This is a genomic window from Tenacibaculum ascidiaceicola (assembly GCF_047470925.1).
GTDB lineage: Bacteria > Bacteroidota > Bacteroidia > Flavobacteriales > Flavobacteriaceae > Polaribacter > Polaribacter discolor.
Genome location: NZ_JAZKJP010000012.1, coordinates 349,457 through 374,096 on the forward strand (window position 1 = coordinate 349,457; position 24,640 = coordinate 374,096).

Annotated in this window: 16 protein-coding genes; 6 read left to right on the top strand and 10 right to left on the bottom strand. The window is 32.5% G+C overall.

The window, feature by feature from the left end:
* Genes VBY68_RS13715 through VBY68_RS13730 form a run of 4 tightly spaced genes read right to left on the bottom strand, consistent with a single transcriptional unit; the run spans position 1 to position 4,500 of the window.
* On the bottom strand, positions 1 to 768 hold the full coding sequence (locus tag VBY68_RS13715) for a lipoprotein insertase outer membrane protein LolB1 (RefSeq protein WP_099214903.1): 768 nt from the start codon (positions 766 to 768) through the stop codon (positions 1 to 3).
* Positions 769 to 788: 20 nt separating this feature from the next.
* Positions 789 to 1,712, bottom strand: a complete 924-nt coding sequence (locus VBY68_RS13720) for a tetratricopeptide repeat protein (protein ID WP_415270044.1) — start codon at positions 1,710 to 1,712, stop codon at positions 789 to 791.
* 52 nt (positions 1,713 to 1,764) lie between these two features.
* Positions 1,765 to 2,781 carry a sugar nucleotidyltransferase gene (locus tag VBY68_RS13725; RefSeq protein WP_121146450.1) on the bottom strand — a complete coding sequence of 339 codons (1,017 nt, stop codon included), beginning with the start codon at positions 2,779 to 2,781 and terminating at the stop codon, positions 1,765 to 1,767.
* Positions 2,782 to 2,838: 57 nt separating this feature from the next.
* Entirely contained in the window at positions 2,839 to 4,500 is a 1,662-nt protein-coding gene (locus VBY68_RS13730) for an ABC transporter ATP-binding protein (protein WP_415270045.1), read from the bottom strand.
* 326 nt (positions 4,501 to 4,826) lie between these two features.
* Between VBY68_RS13730 and VBY68_RS13735 the strand changes: the two genes are divergently transcribed.
* The 4 genes from VBY68_RS13735 (at position 4,827) to VBY68_RS13750 (ending at position 17,506) form a co-directional block, all read left to right on the top strand.
* Positions 4,827 to 7,523: a GEVED domain-containing protein gene (locus VBY68_RS13735; protein WP_415270046.1), complete on the top strand. Its 2,697-nt coding sequence runs from the start codon at positions 4,827 to 4,829 to the stop codon at positions 7,521 to 7,523.
* A 68-nt stretch (positions 7,524 to 7,591) separates the two neighbouring features.
* Positions 7,592 to 11,077 (top strand): M4 family metallopeptidase, encoded by a 3,486-nt coding sequence (locus VBY68_RS13740; protein WP_415270047.1) that lies wholly within the window; start codon positions 7,592 to 7,594, stop codon positions 11,075 to 11,077.
* 246 nt (positions 11,078 to 11,323) lie between these two features.
* Positions 11,324 to 15,571: a GEVED domain-containing protein gene (locus VBY68_RS13745; protein WP_415270048.1), complete on the top strand. Its 4,248-nt coding sequence runs from the start codon at positions 11,324 to 11,326 to the stop codon at positions 15,569 to 15,571.
* Between the two features lie 75 nt (positions 15,572 to 15,646).
* On the top strand, positions 15,647 to 17,506 hold the full coding sequence (locus VBY68_RS13750; RefSeq protein WP_121146445.1) for an ABC-F family ATP-binding cassette domain-containing protein: 1,860 nt from the start codon (positions 15,647 to 15,649) through the stop codon (positions 17,504 to 17,506).
* Positions 17,507 to 17,536: 30 nt separating this feature from the next.
* Here VBY68_RS13750 and VBY68_RS13755 read toward each other — a convergent pair whose 3' ends face one another.
* The 5 genes from VBY68_RS13755 to VBY68_RS13775 form a co-directional block, all read right to left on the bottom strand.
* Positions 17,537 to 17,980 carry a MarR family winged helix-turn-helix transcriptional regulator gene (locus VBY68_RS13755; RefSeq protein WP_099214896.1) on the bottom strand — a complete coding sequence of 148 codons (444 nt, stop codon included), beginning with the start codon at positions 17,978 to 17,980 and terminating at the stop codon, positions 17,537 to 17,539.
* Positions 17,964 to 18,404 carry an EVE domain-containing protein gene (locus tag VBY68_RS13760; RefSeq protein ID WP_273694980.1) on the bottom strand — a complete coding sequence of 147 codons (441 nt, stop codon included), beginning with the start codon at positions 18,402 to 18,404 and terminating at the stop codon, positions 17,964 to 17,966. Before VBY68_RS13760 ends, VBY68_RS13755 begins: the two co-directional genes overlap by 17 nt.
* Positions 18,397 to 18,627, bottom strand: coding sequence for a DUF2798 domain-containing protein (locus VBY68_RS13765; RefSeq protein ID WP_415270049.1), 231 nt, complete (start codon positions 18,625 to 18,627; stop codon positions 18,397 to 18,399). The genes VBY68_RS13760 and VBY68_RS13765 overlap by 8 nt, the downstream gene beginning before the upstream one ends.
* Before the next feature lie 105 nt (positions 18,628 to 18,732).
* Positions 18,733 to 19,449, bottom strand: a complete 717-nt coding sequence (locus VBY68_RS13770; RefSeq protein WP_415270050.1) for a 3'-5' exonuclease — start codon at positions 19,447 to 19,449, stop codon at positions 18,733 to 18,735.
* Positions 19,439 to 21,199: a DUF4153 domain-containing protein gene (locus VBY68_RS13775; protein WP_415270051.1), complete on the bottom strand. Its 1,761-nt coding sequence runs from the start codon at positions 21,197 to 21,199 to the stop codon at positions 19,439 to 19,441. Before VBY68_RS13775 ends, VBY68_RS13770 begins: the two co-directional genes overlap by 11 nt.
* Positions 21,200 to 21,372: 173 nt before the next feature.
* On the opposite strand from VBY68_RS13775, the gene VBY68_RS13780 reads away from it, so the two are divergent.
* Entirely contained in the window at positions 21,373 to 22,071 is a 699-nt protein-coding gene (locus VBY68_RS13780) for a response regulator transcription factor (RefSeq protein WP_099214891.1), read from the top strand.
* A 145-nt stretch (positions 22,072 to 22,216) separates the two neighbouring features.
* Positions 22,217 to 23,263: a sensor histidine kinase gene (locus VBY68_RS13785; protein WP_415270052.1), complete on the top strand. Its 1,047-nt coding sequence runs from the start codon at positions 22,217 to 22,219 to the stop codon at positions 23,261 to 23,263.
* 35 nt (positions 23,264 to 23,298) lie between these two features.
* On the opposite strand, the gene purD is transcribed toward VBY68_RS13785, so the two are convergent.
* Positions 23,299 to 24,573: a phosphoribosylamine--glycine ligase gene (gene purD, locus VBY68_RS13790; RefSeq protein ID WP_415270053.1), complete on the bottom strand. Its 1,275-nt coding sequence runs from the start codon at positions 24,571 to 24,573 to the stop codon at positions 23,299 to 23,301.
* Positions 24,574 to 24,640 lie beyond the last annotated feature (67 nt).

The following is a 24,640-nucleotide window of genomic DNA, read 5'->3' on the forward strand; positions in this document are numbered from 1 at the left end:
TTATAATTGAATTTCTTTGTATCCGTTAGGAATATTAAAACTTACATTTAGTTTAGTATCGTATTCTACTGAGCGTGTAGTAATATCAATAATAGTAAATTTATTTTTTTCTTTAGCTTTTATGTTAATTTTCTCAGGGAAAAAAGTAGTATTTTTCTTATAATATTTTGGGTAACTAATATCTAAACGTTGATCTTTTAATGAGTTTACGATTAACTGTTTATTTAGTTTAAAGTGTTTAGGGTTTACATAGAAAAACAAATCGAATAAAACAGGTTGTTTTTTAGGAGATAACTGATATGATTTTTCTTGAATTTGAACTTCTTGACGCTCAGATTTTACATCCATTAAAGCTTCACCCAATAACATGCTTTGTAATTGTTGAAAGTTAATATCAGTTCCTAATAGTTTTTTTAGCATCATAAAATCCCCATCAAAATAACTCTTTTCATATGGAGAGTAAAACTGCACTTTTGTTGGAGTGATTTTAGCTTTAAAAATAGAGATGATTTTGGTTCCTTTTAACCAAATAACTTCATCTTTTTTTATTTTCATTCGCACTGAAAAACCTAAACTTTCTTTATTGTTTTTGTAATTAACTTTTAAACGAGCATCTACCGTTTTTTTGTCAAAACTTGTAGCAATATGTTTCTTAGCTACTTTGCGTGCCGACAGTTCTTTAATAGCGACATCACCAGTAACGTTTTTGGTAGATTTACAAGAGGTTAATCCTAAAAATAATATAACTAATAAGGTGGTATATTTCATAAAATTTGTACTAACGAAACTTATTTTAAAATCTTTTCAGCTTTGTTTTTATAAGAATTGGCTTTTTTAATATTATTCAACCCTTGGTAAGCTTTAGACATTTCTAAGTAAAACTTGGCTTCTATTTCATTATTATCAATAACAAAATCAATGCCGTTTTGTAAGGTTTCTAATGCTTTTTTATATTCTTTATTGTTATTAAACGCTTTTCCATTCATTAAATATACGAAAGGTTGCGCAGGAAAAAGTGATAAACCTTGTTCACTGTATTTTAACAAGTCAGCATCATTATCAGTAGCTAACTTATCTAATAAAGCTTTTAAATTTTTATAGGACTTTTCTTTTTCGAAAAGCGATTTAGGGCTAAGGTCCTCAGTAATTTTTGTTGGTTGCTCTTCAGTTGTTTTTCGAGCATTTATTTTTCTTTCAATAGAACGAAGTCTACTGTTTAATAATTTAGCTTCTTTTAATTCAGCCAATACTTTTTTGGCAGACGTAAGATCTTTGTTTTGTAAATGTAAAAAAACAAGTAATTGTTTTTTCTTAGGGTGTGTAGCAGCTATTTTTTGTTGAGCAATGATAGCATCAGAAAAATTAGCTAACTTTCTTAAAGTAAAAACTTTGTGTTCAAGCATCCAAACATTATTGGGATCCAATTCTAAAGCTAAATCAATATAGGTCAAAGCTTCAGGGTTTCTGCCTAACTTTTCATAGTTTTTAGAAAGTTCAAATAAAACAGCTTTGTTATTTGGAAGTATTCTGTTACACTTTTCTAGACTTTGTATAGCTTTTTGATAGTTAAAAATAGCTTTGTCTGAAAGTGCTTTAAAAAAATGCTGTTGAAACTCTATATTGTTTTTCTCAGCTGTATTAACTGATGCAGGAATGCTATCTTGAGCGTTTAGAAAGAAAGAAAAAAGAAGAAAGAAAAAAGACAGTATCACTTTAGAAAAAATAATTTTCTCTCTCTTCTCTCTTCTCTTTTCTATTGAGATTTTATGTAAGCTCTGTATAATCACCTATACTTACCGATGTATAATTAGCATTGTATTTTGCGTGGTTACCAATCATTGCATTATCTAAATTGGCATTTGAAATATGCACGTTTGTTTGAATTAAAGAGTTTGTTATTGTTGAGTTTTCAACAACACTATTTTCTCCAATTGAAACAAAAGGTCCTATTTTAGTATTTTTCAACACTACATTTTTTCCAACATAACATGGCTGAATAATTTCAGCGTTCTCTAATACAACGTCTTCAGACACTAAATTGTTGCCATCAGCTTGTTCAAAACCTAAAACTTGCTTGTTAGTATCTACAGTTGGGTCTTTTTTACCACAATCCATCCAAGTATTTACTTTTCCAGGAATAAATTTAGCTCCTTTTACTTTTAAAGCTTCTAGAGCTTCAGTTAATTGATATTCACCAGAAGGTCTGATATCGTTATCAATTAAATATTTTATTTCTTCAAGTAACTTGTCAGCATCTTTAAAGTAATAAATACCAATAATAGCTAAATCAGAGACAAATTCTTTAGGTTTTTCAACAAAATCAGTAATAAAACCGTCTTTTAATTTTACCACACCAAAAGCGCTTGGATCTTCTACTTGCTTCACCCAAATAGCCCCATCAGCATTAGCGTCTAAGGTAAAGTCAGCCTTAAATAATGTATCAGCAAAAGCGACTACGCAAGAACCACCTAATGATTCTTTAGCACAGTAAATAGCGTGTGCAGTTCCTAACGCTTCTTCTTGTACGTATACAGAACCTTTTGCACCTAAATTTTCTGCTATTTTTATTAATTTATCTTTTGTATCAGCAGGAAACCCTTTAGCAGCAGGCCCAATTATAAAAGCAATTTCCTCTATAGGTTGGTCTACAACAGAAGTAATATCCTCTACTAATCGCTGTACAATTGATTTACCAGCAATAACTGTTAATGGCTTAGGAGTTGTTAATGTATGAGGTCTTAAACGAGACCCAATTCCAGCCATTGGTACTATAATCTTCATATTCTCTCTTTTCGTTTTTAACGGTGCAATATACCATTAATAACGCAGTGAAAAAAGTCATAGCCCTTTTGGAATAGCTTCGATTAATGTTTGGGTGTATTTTGTCTTTGGATGTTGGTAAATTTCGTCTGCATCAGCAATCTCTTCTACCCTACCTTTGTTCATTACAACCAATTGATCGGCCATATATTTTACGACCGATAAATCATGAGAAATGAATATGTAAGTAAAATTAAATTCTGATTTTAGTTGGTTTAATAAATTTAACACTTGAGCTTGTACAGACACGTCCAGAGCCGAAACAGATTCATCACAAATAATTAGTTTGGGTTGTAAAGCAATAGCACGAGCAATTCCTATACGTTGACGCTGACCACCTGAAAATTCATGTGGGTATCGGTTAAAATGATCCGCTTCTAAACCTACTTTTTCTAACAAATTACACACATATTCTTTTCGCTCATTGTTCGAGTTAAGTATGTGATGAACCTTCATTGGTTCTAAAATAGCGTTACCCACAGTAACTCTTGGGTTCAAGGATGAAAACGGATCTTGAAATATAATTTGGATTTCTTTTCGAAGCTTTTTAAAAGCCGATTTTGAAAACTTAGTAATGTCAGTCCCTTTATATAAAATACTTCCAGAGGTGGCTTTTTCTAGTTGTAAAACAGTTCTGCTTAAAGTGGTTTTTCCACAGCCACTCTCTCCTACTAGTCCTAATGTTTCTCCTTCATAAATTTTAAAAGACACATCATTGACTGCTTTCACAATAGCTGGTTTTGAAAACCATGAAGCATTACTAATAAAATCTTTATGCAAATTTACAATTTCTAGCAAAGGAGGGCGCTTGTATATTTTTTGATGAAAAGCATTGCGCTCTTCATCTGTGTAAATTGTAGAATCTATATTTTCGTTGATAAAGTCACTAACTGTAGGTAAAGTTTTAAGTCGTTTTTTTGTGTTTGGTTTTGAATTGATTAAAGCTTTTGTATAATTTTCTTTTGGATGTAAAAAAACATGATTAGCACTTCCCTTCTCTACTATTTTTCCTTTATGCATAACAACGACAGAATCTGCAATTTCAGAAACTAATGCTAAATCGTGAGAAATAAAAATAATTCCCATTTCAAATTCTTGTTGTAATTCTTTTAATAAAGAAATTATTTCTTTTTGTACAGTAACATCCAATGCTGTAGTAGGTTCATCAGCAATTAAAAGTTGAGGTTTACAAGCAATTGCCATAGCAATCATTACACGCTGCTTTTGTCCGCCGCTTATTTGATGCGGATATGAGTTATATATAGCCTCAGGTCTGGGAAGTTTTACTTTTAAAAACAAAGAAATAACTTCTTCTTTAATTTCTTGATTAGATAATTGTGTGTGTTGCTGTAACATTTCAGCAACTTGAAAACCACAAGTTAATGTTGGGTTTAAAGAACTCATGGGTTCTTGAAAAATCATGGCAATTTCATTACCTCGTATTTTTTGATAATCTTGCTCATTATAACCTAATAAAGGTTGTTGGTTAAAAAATAGATCACCTTTCACTGTAGCAGTTTTAGGAAGTAACCCTAAAATAGCTAAAGAACTTATTGATTTACCACTACCACTCTCGCCTACGATTCCTAATGTTTTATTTTTTTCAACATTAAAAGATACTTGTTGAACTAAAGGCTGAGAGTTTTTAAAGGATATTTCTAAGTTTTTAACTTCAAGCATTAATCATAAAATTTTAATAAAAATACAATTTATATTTCCATTACGCGTTTTCAGAAAGAGGATTTATCTTAACTGTTTGATAGGTAAGTAGTAATAGATTATCTTTTTTTCTTTCCTAAAAAACCTAGTGTTTAACTGGGATAAAGGGTTGTTTTGGTTTTATAAAAGAAACATAAACAGTTAATTAACTGTTTAAAAAACATCTTTTTTTATCTTTTTTTATATATTTGTCAATGTTTTAACAAATAATTAAGAGTTTTTATTTAAGGTTTAAGCTTAAAAAAGGCTCTTAAAGTTTTATTAATTCAACTAAAAACCCTTCAAAAATGAAAAACAAAATTACCCTAGCACTTCTGTGCTTATTTTTTGTTGGTGCTTCGTATGCCCAAGAAAAAAGAAACTGTCACTCAATGGAAAATCTTGAGTACAGACAATCCCTTAATCCTTCTTTAAAAAGTAAAATGCAAGAAATTGAGTCTTTTACTCAAAAAAGAATTGCAGAAAAGAAGAACTACCAAGGAAAAATAGTAGGAAATATTATTCAAATCCCAGTAGTTGTACACGTTATTTATAGTAATTCACAAGAAAACATCAGTGTGGCACAAATTCAATCACAAATTGATGTTTTAAATGAAGATTACAGAAGAACGAACTCAGATAAAACAAATAAGTGGTCTCAAGCAGCAGATACTGAAATAGAGTTTTATTTAGCTCAAGTAGACCCAAATGGTAATCCAACAACTGGTATTACAAGAAAGTCATCATCTAAAACTTCATGGGGAACTAATGATGCGATGAAAAAATCATCACAAGGAGGAGTAGACCCATGGGATGCTTCAGAATACCTTAACATGTGGGTATGTAATATTGGTGGTGGAATCTTAGGATATGCACAATTTCCAGGAGGTAGCGCTGCTACTGATGGAGTTGTAATGAGTCCACAATATTTTGGTAGTTCAGATAAAGGATCAGGTTTCTATTTATCATCTCCATTTGACAAAGGAAGAACAACTACTCACGAAGTAGGTCACTTTTTAAACCTTAGACACATCTGGGGTGATGGTGGTTGTGGTGTTGATGATTTTGTTTCTGATACTCCAGAATCTGATGCTGCAAACTATGGATGTGCTTCAAGTCACTCTTCTTGTGGATCAGCAGATATGGTTGAAAACTACATGGATTACTCTGATGATACTTGTATGAACCTATTTACTTTAGGTCAAAAAAATAGAATGCGTGCTGTTTTAGAGTCAGGAGGAGTACGTAGAAGTTTAGCTTTATCAGATAAAACTGGAGGTTCTACTTCATGTACAGCAACGGTACCAACAGGTGTAACTGTATCTAGTATTACTTCTTCAGGAGCATCAGTATCTTGGACAGCAGTTTCAGGAGCTACATACGATGTAAGATATCGTCAAACAGGAACTTCATCATGGACAACTAATGCGGTTTCAGGAACTTCAACATCTTTAAGCGGATTATCAGCATCTACTCAATATGAAGTACAAGTACGTAGTAAATGTTCTGATGGTTCAAATTCAGCATATAGTGCTTCTTCAACTTTTACTACTCCTGAAGTAACAATTTCTTATTGTTCATCAAAAGGAAATAGTGTTTCTGATGAATATATTGGAAGAGTACAATTAGGAACTATTGATAATAGTACTGGAGGAGGAAATGGTTATTCTGACCATACAGGAATTTCAACAAATTTAGCAAAAGGAACTTCTCATACAATCACTATTACACCAACTTGGACAGGAACTGTATATAACGAAGGATATGGTGTTTGGATAGATTATAATCAAGATGGAGATTTTTCTGATTCAGGAGAAACTGTTTGGACAAAGGCTGCATCTAAAGATACACCAGTTAGTACATCTTTTACAGTGCCAGCTTCTGCTACAGATGGAGCAACAAGAATGCGTGTAGTTTTAAAATACAATGCAACACCAACGGCATGTGAAGCTTCATTTTCTTATGGAGAAGTAGAAGACTATACAGTAGTAATTGGAGCAGGAACAGCAGATACAACAGCGCCAACTGTACCAACAAACTTAGCAGCTTCTAGTGTAACGCAAACTTCTTTAACATTAAACTGGTCAGCATCTACGGATAACGTTGGAGTAACTGGTTATGATGTTTATCAAGGAACTACTAATATTGGTTCTGTAACAGGAACTACAACAAATGTAACAGGATTAACAGCAGCAACTACTTATGCTTTTTCAGTAAGAGCAAAAGATGCAGCAGGAAATGTTTCTGCTTCTAGTAGTGCAATAAACGTAACAACTTTATCAAACTCAGTTTCATACTGTGAATCAAAAGGAAACAATTCTTCTTATGAGTGGATTGATAATGTTGAGTTAGGAGGAATGACTAATGCAACTGGAGATAATGGAGGATATGCTGATTTTACTTCTAAAACAGCAACGTTGGCTGTAGGAAGCTCAAACCAAATGACTATTAGTGCAGGGTTTAGTAGTTCTTCATATACAGAGCATTGGGCTGTTTGGATTGATTTTAATCAAAACGGAACATTTGAGAGTAGTGAAAAAGTTGTAACAGGATCTTCATCAAGTGCAAATAACTTAACATCTACAGTTGATGTTCCTGCAGGAGCAACTTTAGGAGCAACAAGAATGCGTGTTTCTATGAAATATAATGCTGCTCAAACAGCTTGTGAAACATTTACTTATGGAGAAGTAGAAGACTATACAGTAAATATTGTTTCTAGTACAAGACAAGAATCTTCAGCTAGTGTAAATGGTGAGAGATTGGGTAATGAAAACAGTTTAGACTTAATGTCATACCCAAATCCAGCAGTAGATTTCATACAAGTAAAATTAGCCTCTAGAGCTGATAATATGACTTATAAAATTGTAAATACAATTGGTAGAGTAATGAAAGCGGGACGCTTAAATTCTTCAAGCATCGATGTTTCTAAACTAAATACAGGAATGTATATTTTAGAAGTTAATGATGGTCAAAAATTACTAACTACTAAGGTGTTTAAAAAATAACTCTTACAGAAAGCCTGAGTTATTTCTCAGGCTTTTTAATTAAAATCAATTAACTAAACCCTTCAAAAATGAAACACAATTATGCAAGAACTGTGTTTTTATCTGCTTTTTTATTCGCAGGAGTTTATACGATAAACGCCCAAGAAAATAGAGAGTTAAAACACGTTAAGTTCAACAAATCTTCAAAGGTATCTTTACAAAAGGCACCAGATTTAATTAGACAAAAATTAAAGCTATTTAAAAATGATGGCTTACAAAAAATTAAATCAAATAGAGATGATTTAGGCTTTACACATGAAAAATTTCAACAAAAATTTAAAGGAGTAAAAGTAGAGTTTGCCACTTATACAGCACATGCAAAGAATGGTTCTTTAATGAGTATGAATGGTGAGTTTTATGATGTTGGAAAGGTAAAAGTAATTCCTAAGCTATCAAAAGCTCAAGCATTTCAAAAAGCTTTATCACACACAGGAGCAGAAAAGTATTTATGGGAATTTCCTGATGCTGCTAAAGAAATGGATAACTATAAAAAACCTGAAGGGGAATTATTAATTCTTCCTAGAGAGGTAATTGGAAAAAAAGAACCAAGATTAGCTTATAAATTTGACATCTTTGCTACAAAACCACTTAGCAGAGGTTATTTATATATAGATGCTCACACAGGAGAAGCATTATTTTACAATGCTATTATTAAGCATTTAGATAAATTTGGTCATGTAGGTGAACTTACCGAGCATGCTAAAAAAAGTAAAAAAGCTACAGAAGCTATAACAGCAGCGTTTGCATCAGGTACTGCACAAACTCGTTATAGTGGAACAAGAACTATTGAAACATCATTAAGTGGAGGAAACTACATTTTAAGTGATTCTGGAAGAAAAATTTACACCAGAGATGCAAAAAATCAAGCACCAGGTTCTACATATCCATATGTTACAAATTACGATCAGTTTACTGATAATGATAATAATTGGACTACAGCAGAACATAGTGCTAATAAAGATGATGCAGCGTTAGATGCTCATTGGGGAGCAATGATGACCTATGAGTATTTTTTACAAAAGCATAACAGAAATAGTTATGATAATAGTGGAGCTCAAATTAGAAGCTATGTACATGTTGATACTAACTATGATAATGCCTTTTGGAATGGTTCTGTAATGTCTTATGGAGATGGTTCTTCGAATGGAACAGAAGGAAATGGTAACTTCGATGCCTTAACTTCTATCGATGTTGCTGCTCATGAAATAGGACATGCAGTATGTACTCATACAGCAAACTTAGCATACCAAAGAGAATCAGGAGCTTTAAATGAAGGTTTCTCAGATATTTGGGGAGCAGCTGTTGAACATTTTGCAAAAGGAAATGGAAACGATTTAAACCCAGACCTTTCAGTTTGGTTAATAGGAGATGAAATAGACAGACGTAGTGGTTCTGCTGCTTTACGTTCTATGAATGATCCAAAATCACAAGGGCAACCAGATACTTATGGAGGAACTTATTGGAAGAACCCAAACTGTGGTACACCAACAAGATTTAATGATTATTGTGGAGTTCACACAAACTCAGGAGTTTTAAATAAATGGTTTTATTTACTATCAGTTGGTGGATCTGGAACAAATGATGCAAGTGATAACTATAATGTAACGGGAATAGGTATAACAAAAGCAGCTAAAATTGCTTATCGTACCGAAGCTAACTATTTATCAGCTAGTTCAACTTTTGCTGATGCAAGAACTGGTGCTATTCAAGCTGCTACAGATTTATATGGAGCAAACTCTCAAGAAGTAATTTCTACAACAAATGCTTTTTATGCAGTTAATGTAGGAGAAGAGTTTGTACAAACTTGTGCTTTAGCAGCACCAACAAACTTAAATTCATCAAATATTGGTGATAATGGGTTTACAGTAACTTGGACGGCAGTTTCAGGAGCAGCTTCTTACGATGTAACTATTGGAGGAAATACAACAAATGTAGCTGGAACATCATTTAACGCTACAGGATTATTAAGTGGAACAGAATATACAGTATCAGTAGCTGCAAAATGTACAACAGGCGGAACAGGAACACCAGGAACATTAAATGTAACAACAACAGGAACGCCACCACTTAATTATTGTTCTTCACAAGGAAATAGTGTTGCTGATGAATATATTGAAAGAGTCCAATTAGGAAGTATAGATAATACTTCTGATGGAGGTGGAGGATATTCTGATTTCACTACAATTTCAACTGATTTATCTATTGGTGATTCTAATACAATAACTATTACTCCTAAATGGACAGGTACTGTTTACAGTGAAGGTTATGGAGTATGGATTGATTATAATCAAGATGGAGATTTTTCTGATTCTGGAGAAACAGTTTGGACGAAAGCAGCATCGAAAGATACTCCTGTAAGTACATCATTTACAGTACCAGCTTCAGCAACTCAAGGAACTACTAGAATGAGAATTGTATTAAAATATAATGCTACACCAACAGCTTGTGAAGCAACATTCTCTTATGGTGAAGTAGAAGATTATACAGTTAATATTACAAATGCTACACCAGATACAGAAGCACCAACAGCGCCTTCTTCAGTAACTGCATCTAATATTGAAGAAACAACAGCAACATTAAGTTGGACAGCGTCTACAGATAATGTTGGAGTAACTAGTTACGAGGTATTTAATGGAGCTACAAGTGCAGGAACTGTTAGTGGTACATCAATGAACTTAACTGGATTAACTGCAAATACAACGTATAATTTTACAGTAAAAGCTAAAGACGCTGCAGGAAATGTTTCAGCATCGAGTAATACAGCAACATTTACAACAAAAGAAGTATCAGCAGTAGAGTATTGTGCTTCTCAAGGAAATAATTCTTCTTACGAATGGATTGATAGAGTTTCTATGGGAGGAGTTGACAATAACACAGGAAACGATGGTGGTTATAAAGATTATACAAACCTTACAATGAATGTGGCTCCAGGATCTAATAGATTATATGTAAGTGCTGGATTTAGTAGTTCTTCTTATACTGAGTACTGGAAAGCATGGATTGATTATGATAAAGATGGTGTTTTTGAAGACACTGAAGTAGTACTAAATGGTTCTTCTTCAAGTGCTGGTGAGCTTTATGAAGATTTTACAATTCCATCAAATGTTTCAGGAACTACAAGACTTAGAGTTTCTATGAAGTATAACAGTGCTCAAACAGCATGTGAAACATTTACTTATGGTGAGGTAGAAGATTATACTGTTAATATTTCTTCTGGTTCTTCAGTAGCTACAATAACTGGTTTTGCAGCAAATATTAGCGGAGAAGCAATAGGAAATGAAGAAAACTTAGATTTATTAACATATCCTAATCCTGCGGTAGATTTTATACAAATAAAACTAGCTTCAAAAGCAGAAAAAATAAATTATAAACTTATAAATACTGTTGGGAAAGTAGTTAAAGAAGGTCGTTTAAAATCTTCTAATCTAGACGTTTCAAAGTTAAATACTGGAATGTACATTTTAGAGGTAAATGATGGACAAAAACTACTTACAACTAAATTATTTAAAAAGTAAGTTTTTAAAAACATTAAAGAAAAACAAAAGTCTGAGTTTTTTACTCAGGCTTTTGCTTGTTTTAAATTGTAAAATACCATTGAGAATAAAATCTTTGACTTAGCTAGGGGTGGCTAAACTATTAAAAGTTAGTTTGTAAAGGGTTAAAATGAGTCTATTCAAAAGGTATAAAGGATAAAGAAAAAGGTAGAATTGTAAAAGAATTAGGAAATAAAAAACTTAATTATTCAACTTAAATTGATTCAAATGAACAAAAAGTTTAAATTTCTAATTGGAGGTCTGTCTGTTGCAGCAGTTTCAATTATTGGTTCAGATTATCTTAAAAAGCAAGATGTTGCTGATAAACTGGCCGAACAACGTAAAGTACATAGTACTTTTTTAAAGGAAAGTCCTTTAAATGAATCGTTAAAATGGGGGAAAAAAGAAAGAAAACTTAGAGGGTTACCACCTAACAGGTATTTTGATCAAATGCAGTTACTCACCATGAATCCAGCTACAGGAAAAATGGAAGATGGAAGTTTAGCAGGATTAAGAGAAGATCTGTTGAAAAAGAGAGCACAACAAAAAAGTCCAGGAGATAATGGAAATTCTTGGGCAGAAAGAGGGCCTAATAATGTAGGAGGACGTACAAGAGTTGTTTTATTTGATCCAAATGACGCTACAAATAACACTGTATATGCAGGTGGAGTAAGTGGAGGTTTATGGAAAAATACTGATATCAGTAATGCTAACTCACAATGGACAAGAGTACAAAATGTACCAGGAAATTTATCTGTAACTTCTATCACAGTAGATCCAAGAAACTCTAATAGATGGTATGTAGGTACAGGAGAACAATACACAGCAGGTGATGTGGTAGGAAACGGTGTTTATGTAACTACCGATGGAGGTACAACATGGAATGCGGTTAATATACCAGCAGCAGGAGATGCAATTATTAATTACAATGCAAGTAATGTTTTCTTATCAGGAGTTCATTTCGTAAACGATGTGTTAGCATGGGATAATGGAACTTCAACAGAATTATTCGTTGCAGTAGGAGCACACGTGTACGGAGATTCTTCTAGTCCTAGAAATTGGTTAGGATTACAATCTGCTGGATTATATCGTTCTACAGATAACGGGGCAAATTGGAGTAGAATAGAATCTGCTAATATGAAGTATACTTTTGGAGGAAAAGACTATTATTATATAGCTAATGATTTAGAGGTAAGTGCTAACAATACTTTATGGATGGGTACAATTGCTTCTGCCTTAGGAGAAGGTGGAGGTAGAGTATTTAGCTCTACAAATGGAGGTACTTGGACAGAAGCGGCTGCATCTCCATTAACTGAATCTAATAGAGTAGAAATTGAACCTTCTGCTACTGATGCAAATAAGATTTATGCATTAACACAAGGAACAACAAGTACAGCGCCTGTTCATATTTATAAAACAACAAATGCTTTTTCAACAGCAAGCGCAACATCATTACCAAATGATGCAGATACAAACATTTCGGCAAACGATTTTTGTCGAGGACAAGCGTTTTATGACTTAGTAATTGAAGCAGATCCAACAAATGATAATATTGTATATGTTGGAGGTATCGACTTATTTAAAACCACAAACGGAGGTTCTTCTTGGTCTCAATTATCACACTGGTACGGAGGTTTTGGTCATCAAAATGTTCATGCAGATCAACACTCAATGGCTTTTGGAAATAATGACTCTTCTAAAATATTATTCGGTAATGATGGAGGAATCTATTATTCAGGAAATGCTGGAAGTACAATTAGTGTAAGAAACAAAGGTTATAATGTAACTCAGTTTGTAAAAGCAGGTATTGGTCCTGATGGAGCAGGAGATGTTGACGGAATTTTTAGTGCAGGAGCACAAGATAACGGTACACAAGCATTTAGAAATGCAGTCGCAGGAATTAATAGCTCTACTCAATTAAGTGATGGTGACGGATTCTACACTTTCGTTGATAAAGATGGAGACTATATGATTGCTACGTATGTAAATAATGTAATATATAGGTTTAGCTTACCTTGGAATGGTTTAGGTAGACAGCAAGGAGGAGCAACAACGTTATCAAGTGATCAAAACACAGGAGATTTTGTAAACCCTATGGGGTATGATAATGATGCAAATCGTCTATTATCAAATGCATCAACAAGTTCTGCTAACTCAATATTGAGTATTAATGTAGCATCAAATTCAAAAGGAAATATTACAAATGCATTATTAGACGCAAGTCCAACAGCTTTTCAAGCATCTCCTTTTACAAATAATGCATGGTTTGTAGGATTAGCGAATGGTAAACTATTAAAGTTAACAAACGTTACTAATTCTAATGCTACATGGTCAAACATAAATACACCTTTTGTTGGTTCGGTATCTTCAGTAAGATTTGGAGCTACTGAAGATGATATTTTCGTAACGATACATAACTACGGGGTAACAAGTGTTTGGGCTACTTCAGATGGAGGAGCGAATTGGGTAAGCAAAGAAGGAAACCTACCAAATATTCCTGTAAGAGATATTTTACAAAATCCATTAGACAGAACTGAAGCTATTTTAGCAACTCAATTAGGAGTTTGGTCAACATCTAATTTTAATGATGCAAACCCTAACTGGAATCAAGCATATAATGGAATGAGCGATGTTAGTGTTACTTCATTTGATTATTGGAATGTAAGTGGAGATCATACAACAAATAAAGTAATTGCTTCTACATACGGTAGAGGAGTGTTTACAGGTTCATTTACTAGTAATGCTGCTGCTGATACTGAAGCACCGTCTGCTCCAACTAGTTTAGCAGCAAGCTCTATAACAGCAACAAGTTTAACGTTAAATTGGACAGCTTCAACAGACAATATTGAAGTAACAGGGTATGATGTATATCAAGGAGCAACTAAAATAGGAAGTTCAACAACTACTTCATATAATGTAACCGGATTAACAGCAAGTACAGCGTATACTTTTACTGTAAAGGCAAAAGATGCAGCAGGAAATATTTCAGGAGATAGTAATACCGTAAACGCAACTACTACAGCAGCAACAATTACGTATTGTACTTCTAAAGGAGATAGTGTTTCTGATGAATATATTGGAAGAGTTCAATTAGGAAGTATCGATAATTCTTCAGGAGGAGGAAATGGATACTCTGATCATACTGCAATTTCTACAGATTTAGAAAAAGGAAAATCAAATACAATTACAATTACACCAACTTGGACAGGAAGTAGTTATGATGAAGGATATGGTGTTTGGATTGATTACAACCAAGATGGAGATTTTTCTGATGCAGGAGAAACAGTGTGGACAAAAGCTAAATCTAAAGACACTCCTGTAAGCACATCGTTTACAGTACCAAGTTCAGCTTTAGATGGAGCAACAAGAATGAGAATCGTTATGAAGTATAATGCAACACCAACAGCTTGTGAGGCATCATTCTCTTACGGTGAAGTAGAAGACTATACAGTAAATATTGGAGCTGCAATAGCAGATACTCAAGCACCAACTGCACCTAGTAGTTTAGCTTCATCAAGTGTAGCACAAACTACGTTAACCTTATCATGGACAGCATCAACAGACAATGTAGGTGTTACAGGATATGACGTATATCAAGGAGCAACTAAATTAACAACTGTTACAACAACATCTTACAATGTAACAGGGTTAACAGCTAATACAGCTTATACTTTCTCAGTAAAAGCAAAAGATGCAGCAGGAAATATTTCTTCAGCAAGTAATACGGTAAATGTAACTACATTAGATAATGTTGTTAGCTATTGTTCTTCAAAAGGAAATAGAGTTACTTATGAGTGGATAGATTATGTTTCTTTTGGAGGAATGACAAATACAACTTCTGCAAATGGAGGGTATGGTGATTTCACGAATAAAGTTGCAACAGTTACTCAAGGAACAACAAACCAAATCATTGTAAGTGCAGGATTTAGTGGTTCTTCATATACTGAGTATTTTACGGTTTGGATTGATTATAACCGTAACGGAACTTTTGAAAGTAGTGAACAAACATCTTTAGGTTCTTCTAGTACAGCAGCAAATAGATCAGCAAGCATATCTATTCCATCAAGTGCGCTATTAGGACAAACAAGAATGCGTGTATCTATGAAGTACAATGGAGCATCAACAGCTTGTGAAACTTTTGCAGATGGAGAAGTAGAAGATTATACAGTTAATATTGTTAACTCATCATCTTCAGTAGCAGTATCAGGTACAAGTGATGAGTTTGCTGAACCATTAGATAGAGAAGCAAAATCGAGCTTAACAGCATACCCAAATCCAGCAATAAGTAATGTTACTGTAAAATTTGGAAGCAACGAAAATGTAAGTTATAAAATAACAAATACAATTGGTAGAGTTGTATTAACAGGAAAAACAGTTAATGGTACTGTAAATGTTTCTAATTTAAAAACAGGAATTTATTTATTAGAGGCGAACGATGGTAAAAAATCAGAAACCATTAAATTAATGAAGAAATAATAGCTTTTCTTTTAATTATAACAAAACCCGAGCAATTGCTCGGGTTTTTTGTTTCTTTGCATAAAATTTTAGAGAATGAATTACCTATCAGTAGAAAACATAGCAAAATCGTATGGCGAAAAGGTCTTATTTGAAGATATTTCTTTTGGAATTAATAAAGACCAAAAAATAGCCTTTGTTGCTAAAAATGGTAGTGGAAAAACCTCTATTTTAAACATAATTGCAGGAAAAGATACACCAGATGAAGGCCAAGTTATCAGTAGAAAAGGAATTAATATTGCTTATCTAGCACAAGATGATGATTTGGATCCCGACTTAACTATAGAAGAAACTATTTTCTCTACAGAAAATACTATTCTTCCAATTATTCAGCAGTACGAAAAAGCATTACAAAATCCTGATGATACTGAAAGCTATCAAAAAGCATTTGAGTTGATGGAGCAGCATAATGCGTGGGATTTTGAAACACAATACAAGCAAATTCTTTCTAAGTTAAAGCTTGATGATTTGTCACAAAAAGTAGGAAAGCTTTCTGGAGGACAAAAAAAACGACTATCGTTAGCAATCATTCTAATTAATAAACCTGATTTATTAATACTTGATGAGCCAACCAACCATTTAGATTTGGAAATGATTGAGTGGTTAGAAGCATTTTTCGCTAAGGAAAAAATAACCTTATTCATGGTAACACACGATCGTTATTTTTTAGAACGTGTGTGTAATGAGATTATAGAATTAGATAACGGAAAACTATACAAATACAAAGGAAACTACTCATATTACCTTCAAAACAAAGAAGAACGATTAGCTTTAGAAGCAACAAACTTAAGCAAAGCAAAAAGCTTGTTTAAAAAAGAATTGGACTGGATGCGTCGTCAGCCTAAAGCACGTACTACCAAATCTAAATCACGTATTGATGACTTTTTCCAAATTAAAGAAAAAGCACATCAACGAAGAAAAGAGCATGAAGTTCAGCTAGAAATTAACATGGAGCGTTTAGGAAGTAAAATAGTAGAGCTTCATAAACTAAAAAAGAACTTTGGAGATAAAGTTATTTTAGATGGATTTGACTATGTTTTTAAACGAGGAGAGCGTATAGGAGTTATCGGAAAAAACGGAACAGGGAAATCCTCTTTCTTAAACATACTAACAGGCAAAATTCCTGTAGATGGAGGTAAAGTAATTGTTGGAGAAACGGTAAAATTTGGTTACTACACTCAAAAAGGAATCCAAATAAAAGAAGGACAAAAAGTAATAGAAGTTATTAAAGAGTTTGGAGAAGAAATTCCGTTAACCAAAGGAAGAAGAATTTCTGCAGCTCAGTTATTAGAACGCTTTTTATTTGATAGAAAAAAGCAATATGATTTTGTCGAAAAATTAAGTGGAGGAGAGCAGAAGCGTTTGTACCTCTGTGCTGTTTTAATTCAAAACCCTAACTTTTTAATTCTTGATGAGCCTACCAACGATTTGGATGTGGTAACCCTAAATGTATTAGAAAGTTTCTTATTGGATTACCCTGGAAACTTAATGGTAGTGTCACACGACCGTTATTTTATGGATAAAATAGTTGATGGCTTATTTGTTTTTAAAGGAAATGGAGAAGTAGAAAATTTTCCAGGAAATTACTCTGATTACAGAGCATATGAAAGCTCTTTGCCACCAGAACCTAAAGAAGAGAAGAAAGTAGCTGAAAAGCAAGAAAAAACATCTAAAAAAGGAAAGTTAAGTTATAACGAAAAACGAGAGTTTGGTCAACTAGAGGTTGATATTGAAAGGTTACAAAAAAAGAAAGTAAAATTAGAAGCGCAATTCACCAACGGAGAAATAGCGATGGATGATATCAATGAAAAATCTTTAGAACTACAAGAAATTATAGAAAGCTTAGAAGAAAAAGAAGAGCGTTGGTTTGAACTTTCAATGAAGTTGGAAGATTAGCCGATGTAATCTTGCTTTGTTGAATAACACTTATTCAATGATTAATTTCAGTTGTTGAGCAAATTGTTTTTTATCTGTTAGTTTCGAAAAGAAAAGGTTGTTAGCAGCCGTCTTAATGTCGATAGCTTTTTGCAATACTTCGATTCCTGTCTGCGTTAAAAAAACACATTTTGCCCTTGTGTCGGTTTTGTGTTCCTTTCTTTCTATAAGTTTATTTTTTTGTAATGTTCGTAAGATTTTAGACACCATCATTCTGTCGGTATTACTGTGATCAGCAATCTCTTTTTGAGTGACCTCTTCCGAAGTTTTTAAAAGCCATGCTAAAGCCATTAAAATTACAAACTGTGTATGTGTTAATCCAATTTCATCTAAGGCTCTATTCATTTGTCGTTGCCAAAGCATAGTAGTTTGCCAAAGTAAATAGCCTAGGTTTTCATTTGGATTTTCAAAGTTAAAATTAATGGTGTTCTTCATAAAGCATGTGGCTTGAAATGAGTTTAAAATCAGGTTCACTTATTTCTAATGTCCCCCAACGAAAAGGATACCCCCACTTTTGTTTGTTTACTATAAACTCTAAATCGTTAATAAGTGGCAAAATAGGTATATCTTTTGCATTAAAAAAATTAATATCTAAACGAAAAGGACAAAAATTTGGAGATATTTCAAATGGATAAACTGTACCATTTTGTACCTTTCCAATAGCGGTAAACTCCTGACATTTGTCTTTTTTATTGAAAAACTGTTTACTAGAGTAATAGATTACAAAATCGTTTGTTTTCATTTTTTGTAAAGGCGCTGCTTTACCATGACAAGCTTGAGCAAAGCCACCCTTTATACCATTTTTAACATGTTCTTTTGAAGCTGTGATAATCCAGTATTTAGGTTTTTTGTTATCCATTATATGTGAGTCTTTTCAATAATTTTTTCGAAACAGGTGCCGCAATCATAGAAGTAGGAACAGCAACGAGAAATCCAATTAGAAAGCTTTTCATCCATAGTATAAAAAAGGAAGGTACCATACCTACGTTTATGAGAACCATGATAAAAGACATTGCCAAAGCCATAAAGAAGGCCATTAAAATACCAAATGCTATGGTAGCTTGTTTTTGTGTTAGTGTCATAACTAAAAATTTAATGATGACACAAATATAATATATACGACAACAATTAATAATATTTTCTTACATTTTTTTAAAAATTTTGAACATAACTCGAAAAGAATTTGCTTATACACGGACTATTTGTGCATCTTCCAATAAAGGCTTATTTAAAAACCGTAATAAAAGTTGAGCTACCGCTACGGTATCTCGTTCGCAATATTCGACAATACGCGATAGGTTTTTTTCTTGGTAATAAACATTAGCAACTTCGCTACCATCAATATCTTGTTTGGGTGATGGAATTCCTAAAATAGCGGTAAGTAATTTTAAAGAAGTATAGTGTTTATAATCGCCAAATTTCCATAGGTCTAAAGTATCTAAATGCGGAACCTCCCAAGGCTTTTTTCCAAATAAATTGAGTTTACTAGGTAAGTCAATTCGATTGATAATCATACGTCGTGCTATATATGGAAAATCAAATTCTTTACCGTTGTGCGCACATAATAGATGGTTTGGATGGTTAAAATGTGTATCTAATAAATTTTTAAAATCAACCAAAAGTTTATGCTCATTATCACCATAAAAAGAAGTAATCCGAAATTGGTTTACCCCCTTACGTTCTACAAAATACCCTACAGAAATACAGATTATTTTTCCAAACTCAGCCCAAATACCAGCTCGATGATAAAACTCTTCAGGAGTAAATTCATCTTTACGTTGGTATTGTGTTTTCAAAGCATATAACTCTTGCATTTCAGGAGATAAATCAGCAAATAATTCTACTTCAGGAACGGTTTCAATATCTAAAAACAAGATGTTTTGTAAGTTGATTTTATTCAGCATTTTTTTCTTTAATTAAAGCATAAATATCAGCGTTAGATAAATAATTTTCGGTGGCATCATCATCTATTTTTGATAAGGTAATACTTTTGAAAATAAACTTTACACTTAGTGTTTTAAAATGATGTTCAACTGTCATTAAATTAGGTGATATATTGTAATTCTTTTCTTGAGATTTAAGTTTTTTAATCATACTAGAGCAATCAATCTCACCAATAGAAGTATCACCTTTTAAAACTTTAATAGTATTAAGTTTTTCACTTAAATAAAAACGATATTCCTGAATTGTAGTTTCTTTATTATAACTATTAAGAAATATTTTTTTTAAAATATCGTAGTTCTTGGTGTTAATGGTTAAGTTTTGTTCATCAACATTATAGTAATTGTTTTGGTATCCTTTATAAGGATTGTTAGTTACTTTAATATTTAAACTATCCATTAATTTATTTTGTAGTTGCCAATTACTTTCGGTTTTAAATACTGTTTTTGGATTATAGCCTAAAACACTTTCTACTTTATCTAACTCATGTTTATTATTTAAATACCTAATAATAGAACGTAATTGATTTTTCTTTTCAAAAGAGGTAGTGAAATCATTATTTTTAATGTCAGTATATACTTTTTCAAATTGAAGAAGTTGACTCTTTGTTGATATCGAAAAAGCACCCCAAAAACCAAAAGAAATAAGAAAAGAAATAACAGCTAAACTAAAAGGAAATACCTTAATTTTTTTACGTTTACTAAAAAGTATGTATAAGGTCATGGCTAAGATCCAACAAGCTAAAATAAATACGAAATAACGGTTTTCGGTAATGCCATATTCGTTAATACGCCTGAAAATAGCGACAAAAAGCAAGGCTATTAAAGGTAATAACAAATAATAAAACCAAGGATGAAATTTTTTAATTGTGCGAGAATCTATGGTTTTTTGAATAGGGTTGATAAGTATTTGAACGATAAATCCTAAAAAAGAAAGAGCAATAACTAAATAAGAAACCCATCCTTTAGGTAAGTTCCAATTGATTACTATTTTTAAGCTATAGGCATATAAAATGATGAGGTATAAAATTACTAATGGAATTAAGATATACTTAACCAGTACCTCTAAAGCTTTGGTGTAGTTAATAGCAAGTTGGTTATGAACATCCTTAGGAAAATCAGAAAGGTAAATCCATGTATTTACAATTCCTATACAAAGCACAAAAACCTGAAAAAAACGATCTCCTTTAAAATCAACATTAAACAAGTGTTTTATAGCGAGTAATGCTAACACAATACCTAAATATAATATTAGGGAGAAAAATAAACTTCTAAAGAGTGCTATAAAAACAGATTTTAAATAATTAAAATAAGCGGATTTATTCCAACTAAATACAAAAGGAGCAACCATTACAAGCAAATGCCCAGTTATAAAGTAAAGTACAAAACGGGTGATAGAGTTTTGATAAATCTCTGAACCATCAATATCAACACTAAAATAAAATAAGAGTAGAAAACCGAGAGTTAGTAAGAATACCCAGGTATTGTCTTTTTTAAACTGTTCTTCAAAAAAACGAGTAGCAATTAACCAGCTTATTCCTAGAATAAAAATTAAAATAACCTTACCGTTAAAAGCATTGTCAAAAGTATTTGCTTCAATCGTAAATAAAGTAAATAACGTACCTACTATTGCCCATGAAAGGGTTATAGGAAATCGTTTAAAGGCATCTTTAGCCTTGGAAGTAATTTCTCCAAGGGAAGAAATAATTTTCATAGGAAACAATTTGTATAAAGATACAAAAACTGCAAAAAAAGAAAAGCAAAAGATTTTTCCTTATTTCTTTTAAGCAAAAGTTTAGTAAATATTAAATGAACGTTAAGTTAAGCATGTACACAAAGGGTTTACTTTTTTATGATTACTTTTGGGTAACACAATAAAAATGAATAATGAACACTAGCGACATTAAAATTTTACTAGTTGATGATGAACCAGATATTTTAGAAATTGTAGGATACAATTTAAAATCAGAAGGATATCAGGTTTTTACTGCAAGTAATGGTGCAGAAGCTGTAAAAACAGCAAAAAAAGTAACTCCACATTTAATCTTATTAGATATTATGATGCCTGAAATGGATGGTATCGAAGCATGTGAAAAAATTAGAAATATAAAATCTTTGGAAGATGTTATAATCTCTTTTTTAACCGCTAGAGGAGAAGACTACTCACAAGTAGCAGGTTTTGACGCTGGAGCAGATGATTATATAACCAAACCAGTAAAACCAAAAGTACTAATAAGTAAGGTAAAATCTTTACTACGTCGTTTAAAGACTGAGGAAAAAGCAGATACCACTACAAAAATTGGAGATATTGTAATCAATAGAGACGAATATGTAGTTTTCAAAGGAGAAGAAAAAATATCTTTACCAAGAAAGGAATTTGAACTATTCTCTCTTTTAACTTCAAAGCCAGGAAAAGTATTTAAAAGAGAAGTTATTTTAGATAGCGTTTGGGGAAATGAAGTAGTTGTAGGAGGAAGAACAATAGATGTACACATACGTAAACTCCGTGAGAAAATAGGAGATCACTATTTTAAAACGGTAAAAGGAGTTGGATACAAGTTTGTGCTAGACGAAACAGACAAATAATTTTTAAACTCAAAAATTAATAAGTAGATTGCTAGCTAGCAATCTATTTTTTTATCATGAAATGAGCTATAATAATTCTTGATACTTCACAAGATAATTAATGGCGAATTACATCTGACATTTAAAAGAATAATAGAAAAAACAGATGAAAAAAATAAAAAAAACCTATAATTACGCACTGTGGTCGGCATTATACTCAACACTATTATCTATAGTTATAGCAGTATTATCGTATTTACTTTTATTAAATAGCCTAGGTGTTGTAACCATTGTTATTTTTGGAGTAGCAATGTTTATTGTCTCTTTTTTTGTAATTCAATACAGAGCTGAACACTTTATTTATCAACGAGTAAAAAAGATGTATGAAGATATTTCTATTTTAGATGTTAACGATTTAAAGCGAAAAAAAGTAACAACAGATGTAGAGGCTTTAACAAAAAGTGTACAAGAATATGTTGAAGGAAAGAGTGAAGAGATAGCGAATTTAACACAACGCGATTCATTTCGTCGAGACTTCTTAGGAAATGTGGCTCATGAGCTTAAAACACCACTTTTTACAGTACAAGGATATATTTTAACATTAATTGAAGGAGCTGCTGATGACAAAGAAATCCTTGAAAAATATTTAGAAAGAGCAAACAAAGGAGTAGAGAGGCTAACCTCAATTGTAAAAGACTTAGATATGATTGCTAAGTTAGAAACTGAGGGAATGAAAATGAACATGCAAACGTTCAATATTATTGAACTGATTCAAAATGTGTTCGATTTGTTTGAAATGAAAGCTAAAAAAAGAAATATTACGCTACGCTTTGATCGTGTATATGATTTTCCTCATTTGGTAAAAGGAGATGTAGAAAGGATTGAACAAGTACTTATAAATCTTATTGTAAACTCTATTAAGTACGGTAAAGTAGGAGGTATCACCACAGTGAGTGTTGAACCGTATAATCAGCATAAACTTATTATTAAAATAAATGATAACGGTGAAGGAATAAAACAAGAACACATATCTCGTTTATTTGAACGTTTTTATCGTGTAGATCAAAGTCGTTCACGTGAACAAGGAGGTTCAGGTTTAGGGCTTTCTATTGTAAAACACATTATTGAAGCGCATAACGAAACTATTCTTTTAAAGAGTGTACACGGAGAAGGTTCTGAGTTCTCTTTTACACTAGAAAAGGCAATGAAATAAAAAAAGGAGTTGGTTACCAACTCCTTTTTTTATTATTATTTTAAATCGAATCCGATATCTTTTCGATAATTCATTTTATCAAAAGATATTTTGTCGATGCTTTTATACGATTTTTCTAAGGCTTCCTCCATAGAGTTTCCAAAAGAAGTAATTGCCATAACACGTCCACCGCTCGTAACAACTTTACCATCTTTTAAAGTGGTTCCTGCATGAAAAACGATAGAATCATCTACAGTATTAAAACCTGTAATTTCTTTTCCTTTTTCATAAGCTTCAGGGTATCCACCCGAAACTAACATCACAGTCGTTGCTGTTTGTGGGGTAACTTCGTATGATTTATCTCCTAAGGTTTGCGTAGCAACACCTTCAAATAAATCTAGTAAGTCTGATTGAATACGTGGTAACACCACTTCAGTTTCAGGATCTCCCATACGAACATTATACTCAACTACAGATGGATTTCCGTTATCGTTCATCAATCCGATAAAAATAAACCCTCTATAATCTATTCCATCTTTTTGTAAACCGTCTATTGTTGGTTTAACGACCAATTCTTCCACTTTCGTTAAAAAATCATCCGTTGCAAAAGGAACAGGAGAAATTGCTCCCATACCGCCTGTATTTAGTCCTGTATCACCTTCTCCAATACGTTTGTAATCTTTAGCAGAAGGTAAAATTTTATAATTCTTTCCATCTGTTAATACGAAAACAGATAATTCTATTCCTTTTAAAAATTCTTCAATAACTACAGTTGATGAAGCACTTCCAAACTTTTGATTAGAAAGCATTTCTTCTAACTCAGCTTTTGCCTCCTCTAAGTCATTTAAAATTAAAACTCCCTTTCCAGCAGCTAATCCGTCAGCTTTCAATACATACGGAGCATCTAATGTTTCTAAGAATTTTTTTCCTTCAGCTAAAGTATCAGTAGTAAAAGATTGGTAGCGAGCTGTTGGAATATTATGTTTTTCCATAAACTGCTTCGAAAAATCTTTACTTCCTTCTAATAAAGCACCGTCTTTTTTAGGTCCAATTACAGGGATGTTTTTTAACTCTTCATCTGCTAAGAAAAAGTCGTGAACCCCTTCTACTAAAGGAGCTTCAGGGCCTACAACTACCATATTAATATCGTGTTGTAAAACAGTTTCTTTTACCTGTGCAAAATCAGTTGGATTGATAGCTAAATTCGTAGCAATAGCATCAGTTCCTGCGTTACCTGGAGCAACATAAAGGTTGCTGATTTTAGTACTTTCTGAAAGTTTTTTAGCAAAGGCGTGTTCTCTACCGCCCGATCCTAAAATTAGAATATTCATTGTTGTGTGTTGTTGTATTGTGAGTGCAAATATAAAATAAGAAAAAAGGCTATGAGCAAAACCTGTC

Coding starts and splice junctions, on each gene's coding strand:
- VBY68_RS13715 (WP_099214903.1), bottom strand. CDS start 768: ATGAAATATACCACCTTATTAGTTATATTATTTTTAGGATTAACCTCT.
- VBY68_RS13725 (WP_121146450.1), bottom strand. CDS start 2,781: ATGAAGATTATAGTACCAATGGCTGGAATTGGGTCTCGTTTAAGACCT.
- VBY68_RS13730 (WP_415270045.1), bottom strand. CDS start 4,500: ATGCTTGAAGTTAAAAACTTAGAAATATCCTTTAAAAACTCTCAGCCT.
- VBY68_RS13735 (WP_415270046.1), top strand. CDS start 4,827: ATGAAAAACAAAATTACCCTAGCACTTCTGTGCTTATTTTTTGTTGGT.
- VBY68_RS13740 (WP_415270047.1), top strand. CDS start 7,592: ATGAAACACAATTATGCAAGAACTGTGTTTTTATCTGCTTTTTTATTC.
- VBY68_RS13745 (WP_415270048.1), top strand. CDS start 11,324: ATGAACAAAAAGTTTAAATTTCTAATTGGAGGTCTGTCTGTTGCAGCA.
- VBY68_RS13750 (WP_121146445.1), top strand. CDS start 15,647: ATGAATTACCTATCAGTAGAAAACATAGCAAAATCGTATGGCGAAAAG.
- VBY68_RS13755 (WP_099214896.1), bottom strand. CDS start 17,980: ATGAAGAACACCATTAATTTTAACTTTGAAAATCCAAATGAAAACCTA.
- VBY68_RS13760 (WP_273694980.1), bottom strand. CDS start 18,404: ATGGATAACAAAAAACCTAAATACTGGATTATCACAGCTTCAAAAGAA.
- VBY68_RS13765 (WP_415270049.1), bottom strand. CDS start 18,627: ATGACACTAACACAAAAACAAGCTACCATAGCATTTGGTATTTTAATG.
- VBY68_RS13770 (WP_415270050.1), bottom strand. CDS start 19,449: ATGCTGAATAAAATCAACTTACAAAACATCTTGTTTTTAGATATTGAA.
- VBY68_RS13775 (WP_415270051.1), bottom strand. CDS start 21,199: ATGAAAATTATTTCTTCCCTTGGAGAAATTACTTCCAAGGCTAAAGAT.
- VBY68_RS13780 (WP_099214891.1), top strand. CDS start 21,373: ATGAACACTAGCGACATTAAAATTTTACTAGTTGATGATGAACCAGAT.
- VBY68_RS13785 (WP_415270052.1), top strand. CDS start 22,217: ATGAAAAAAATAAAAAAAACCTATAATTACGCACTGTGGTCGGCATTA.
- purD (WP_415270053.1), bottom strand. CDS start 24,573: ATGAATATTCTAATTTTAGGATCGGGCGGTAGAGAACACGCCTTTGCT.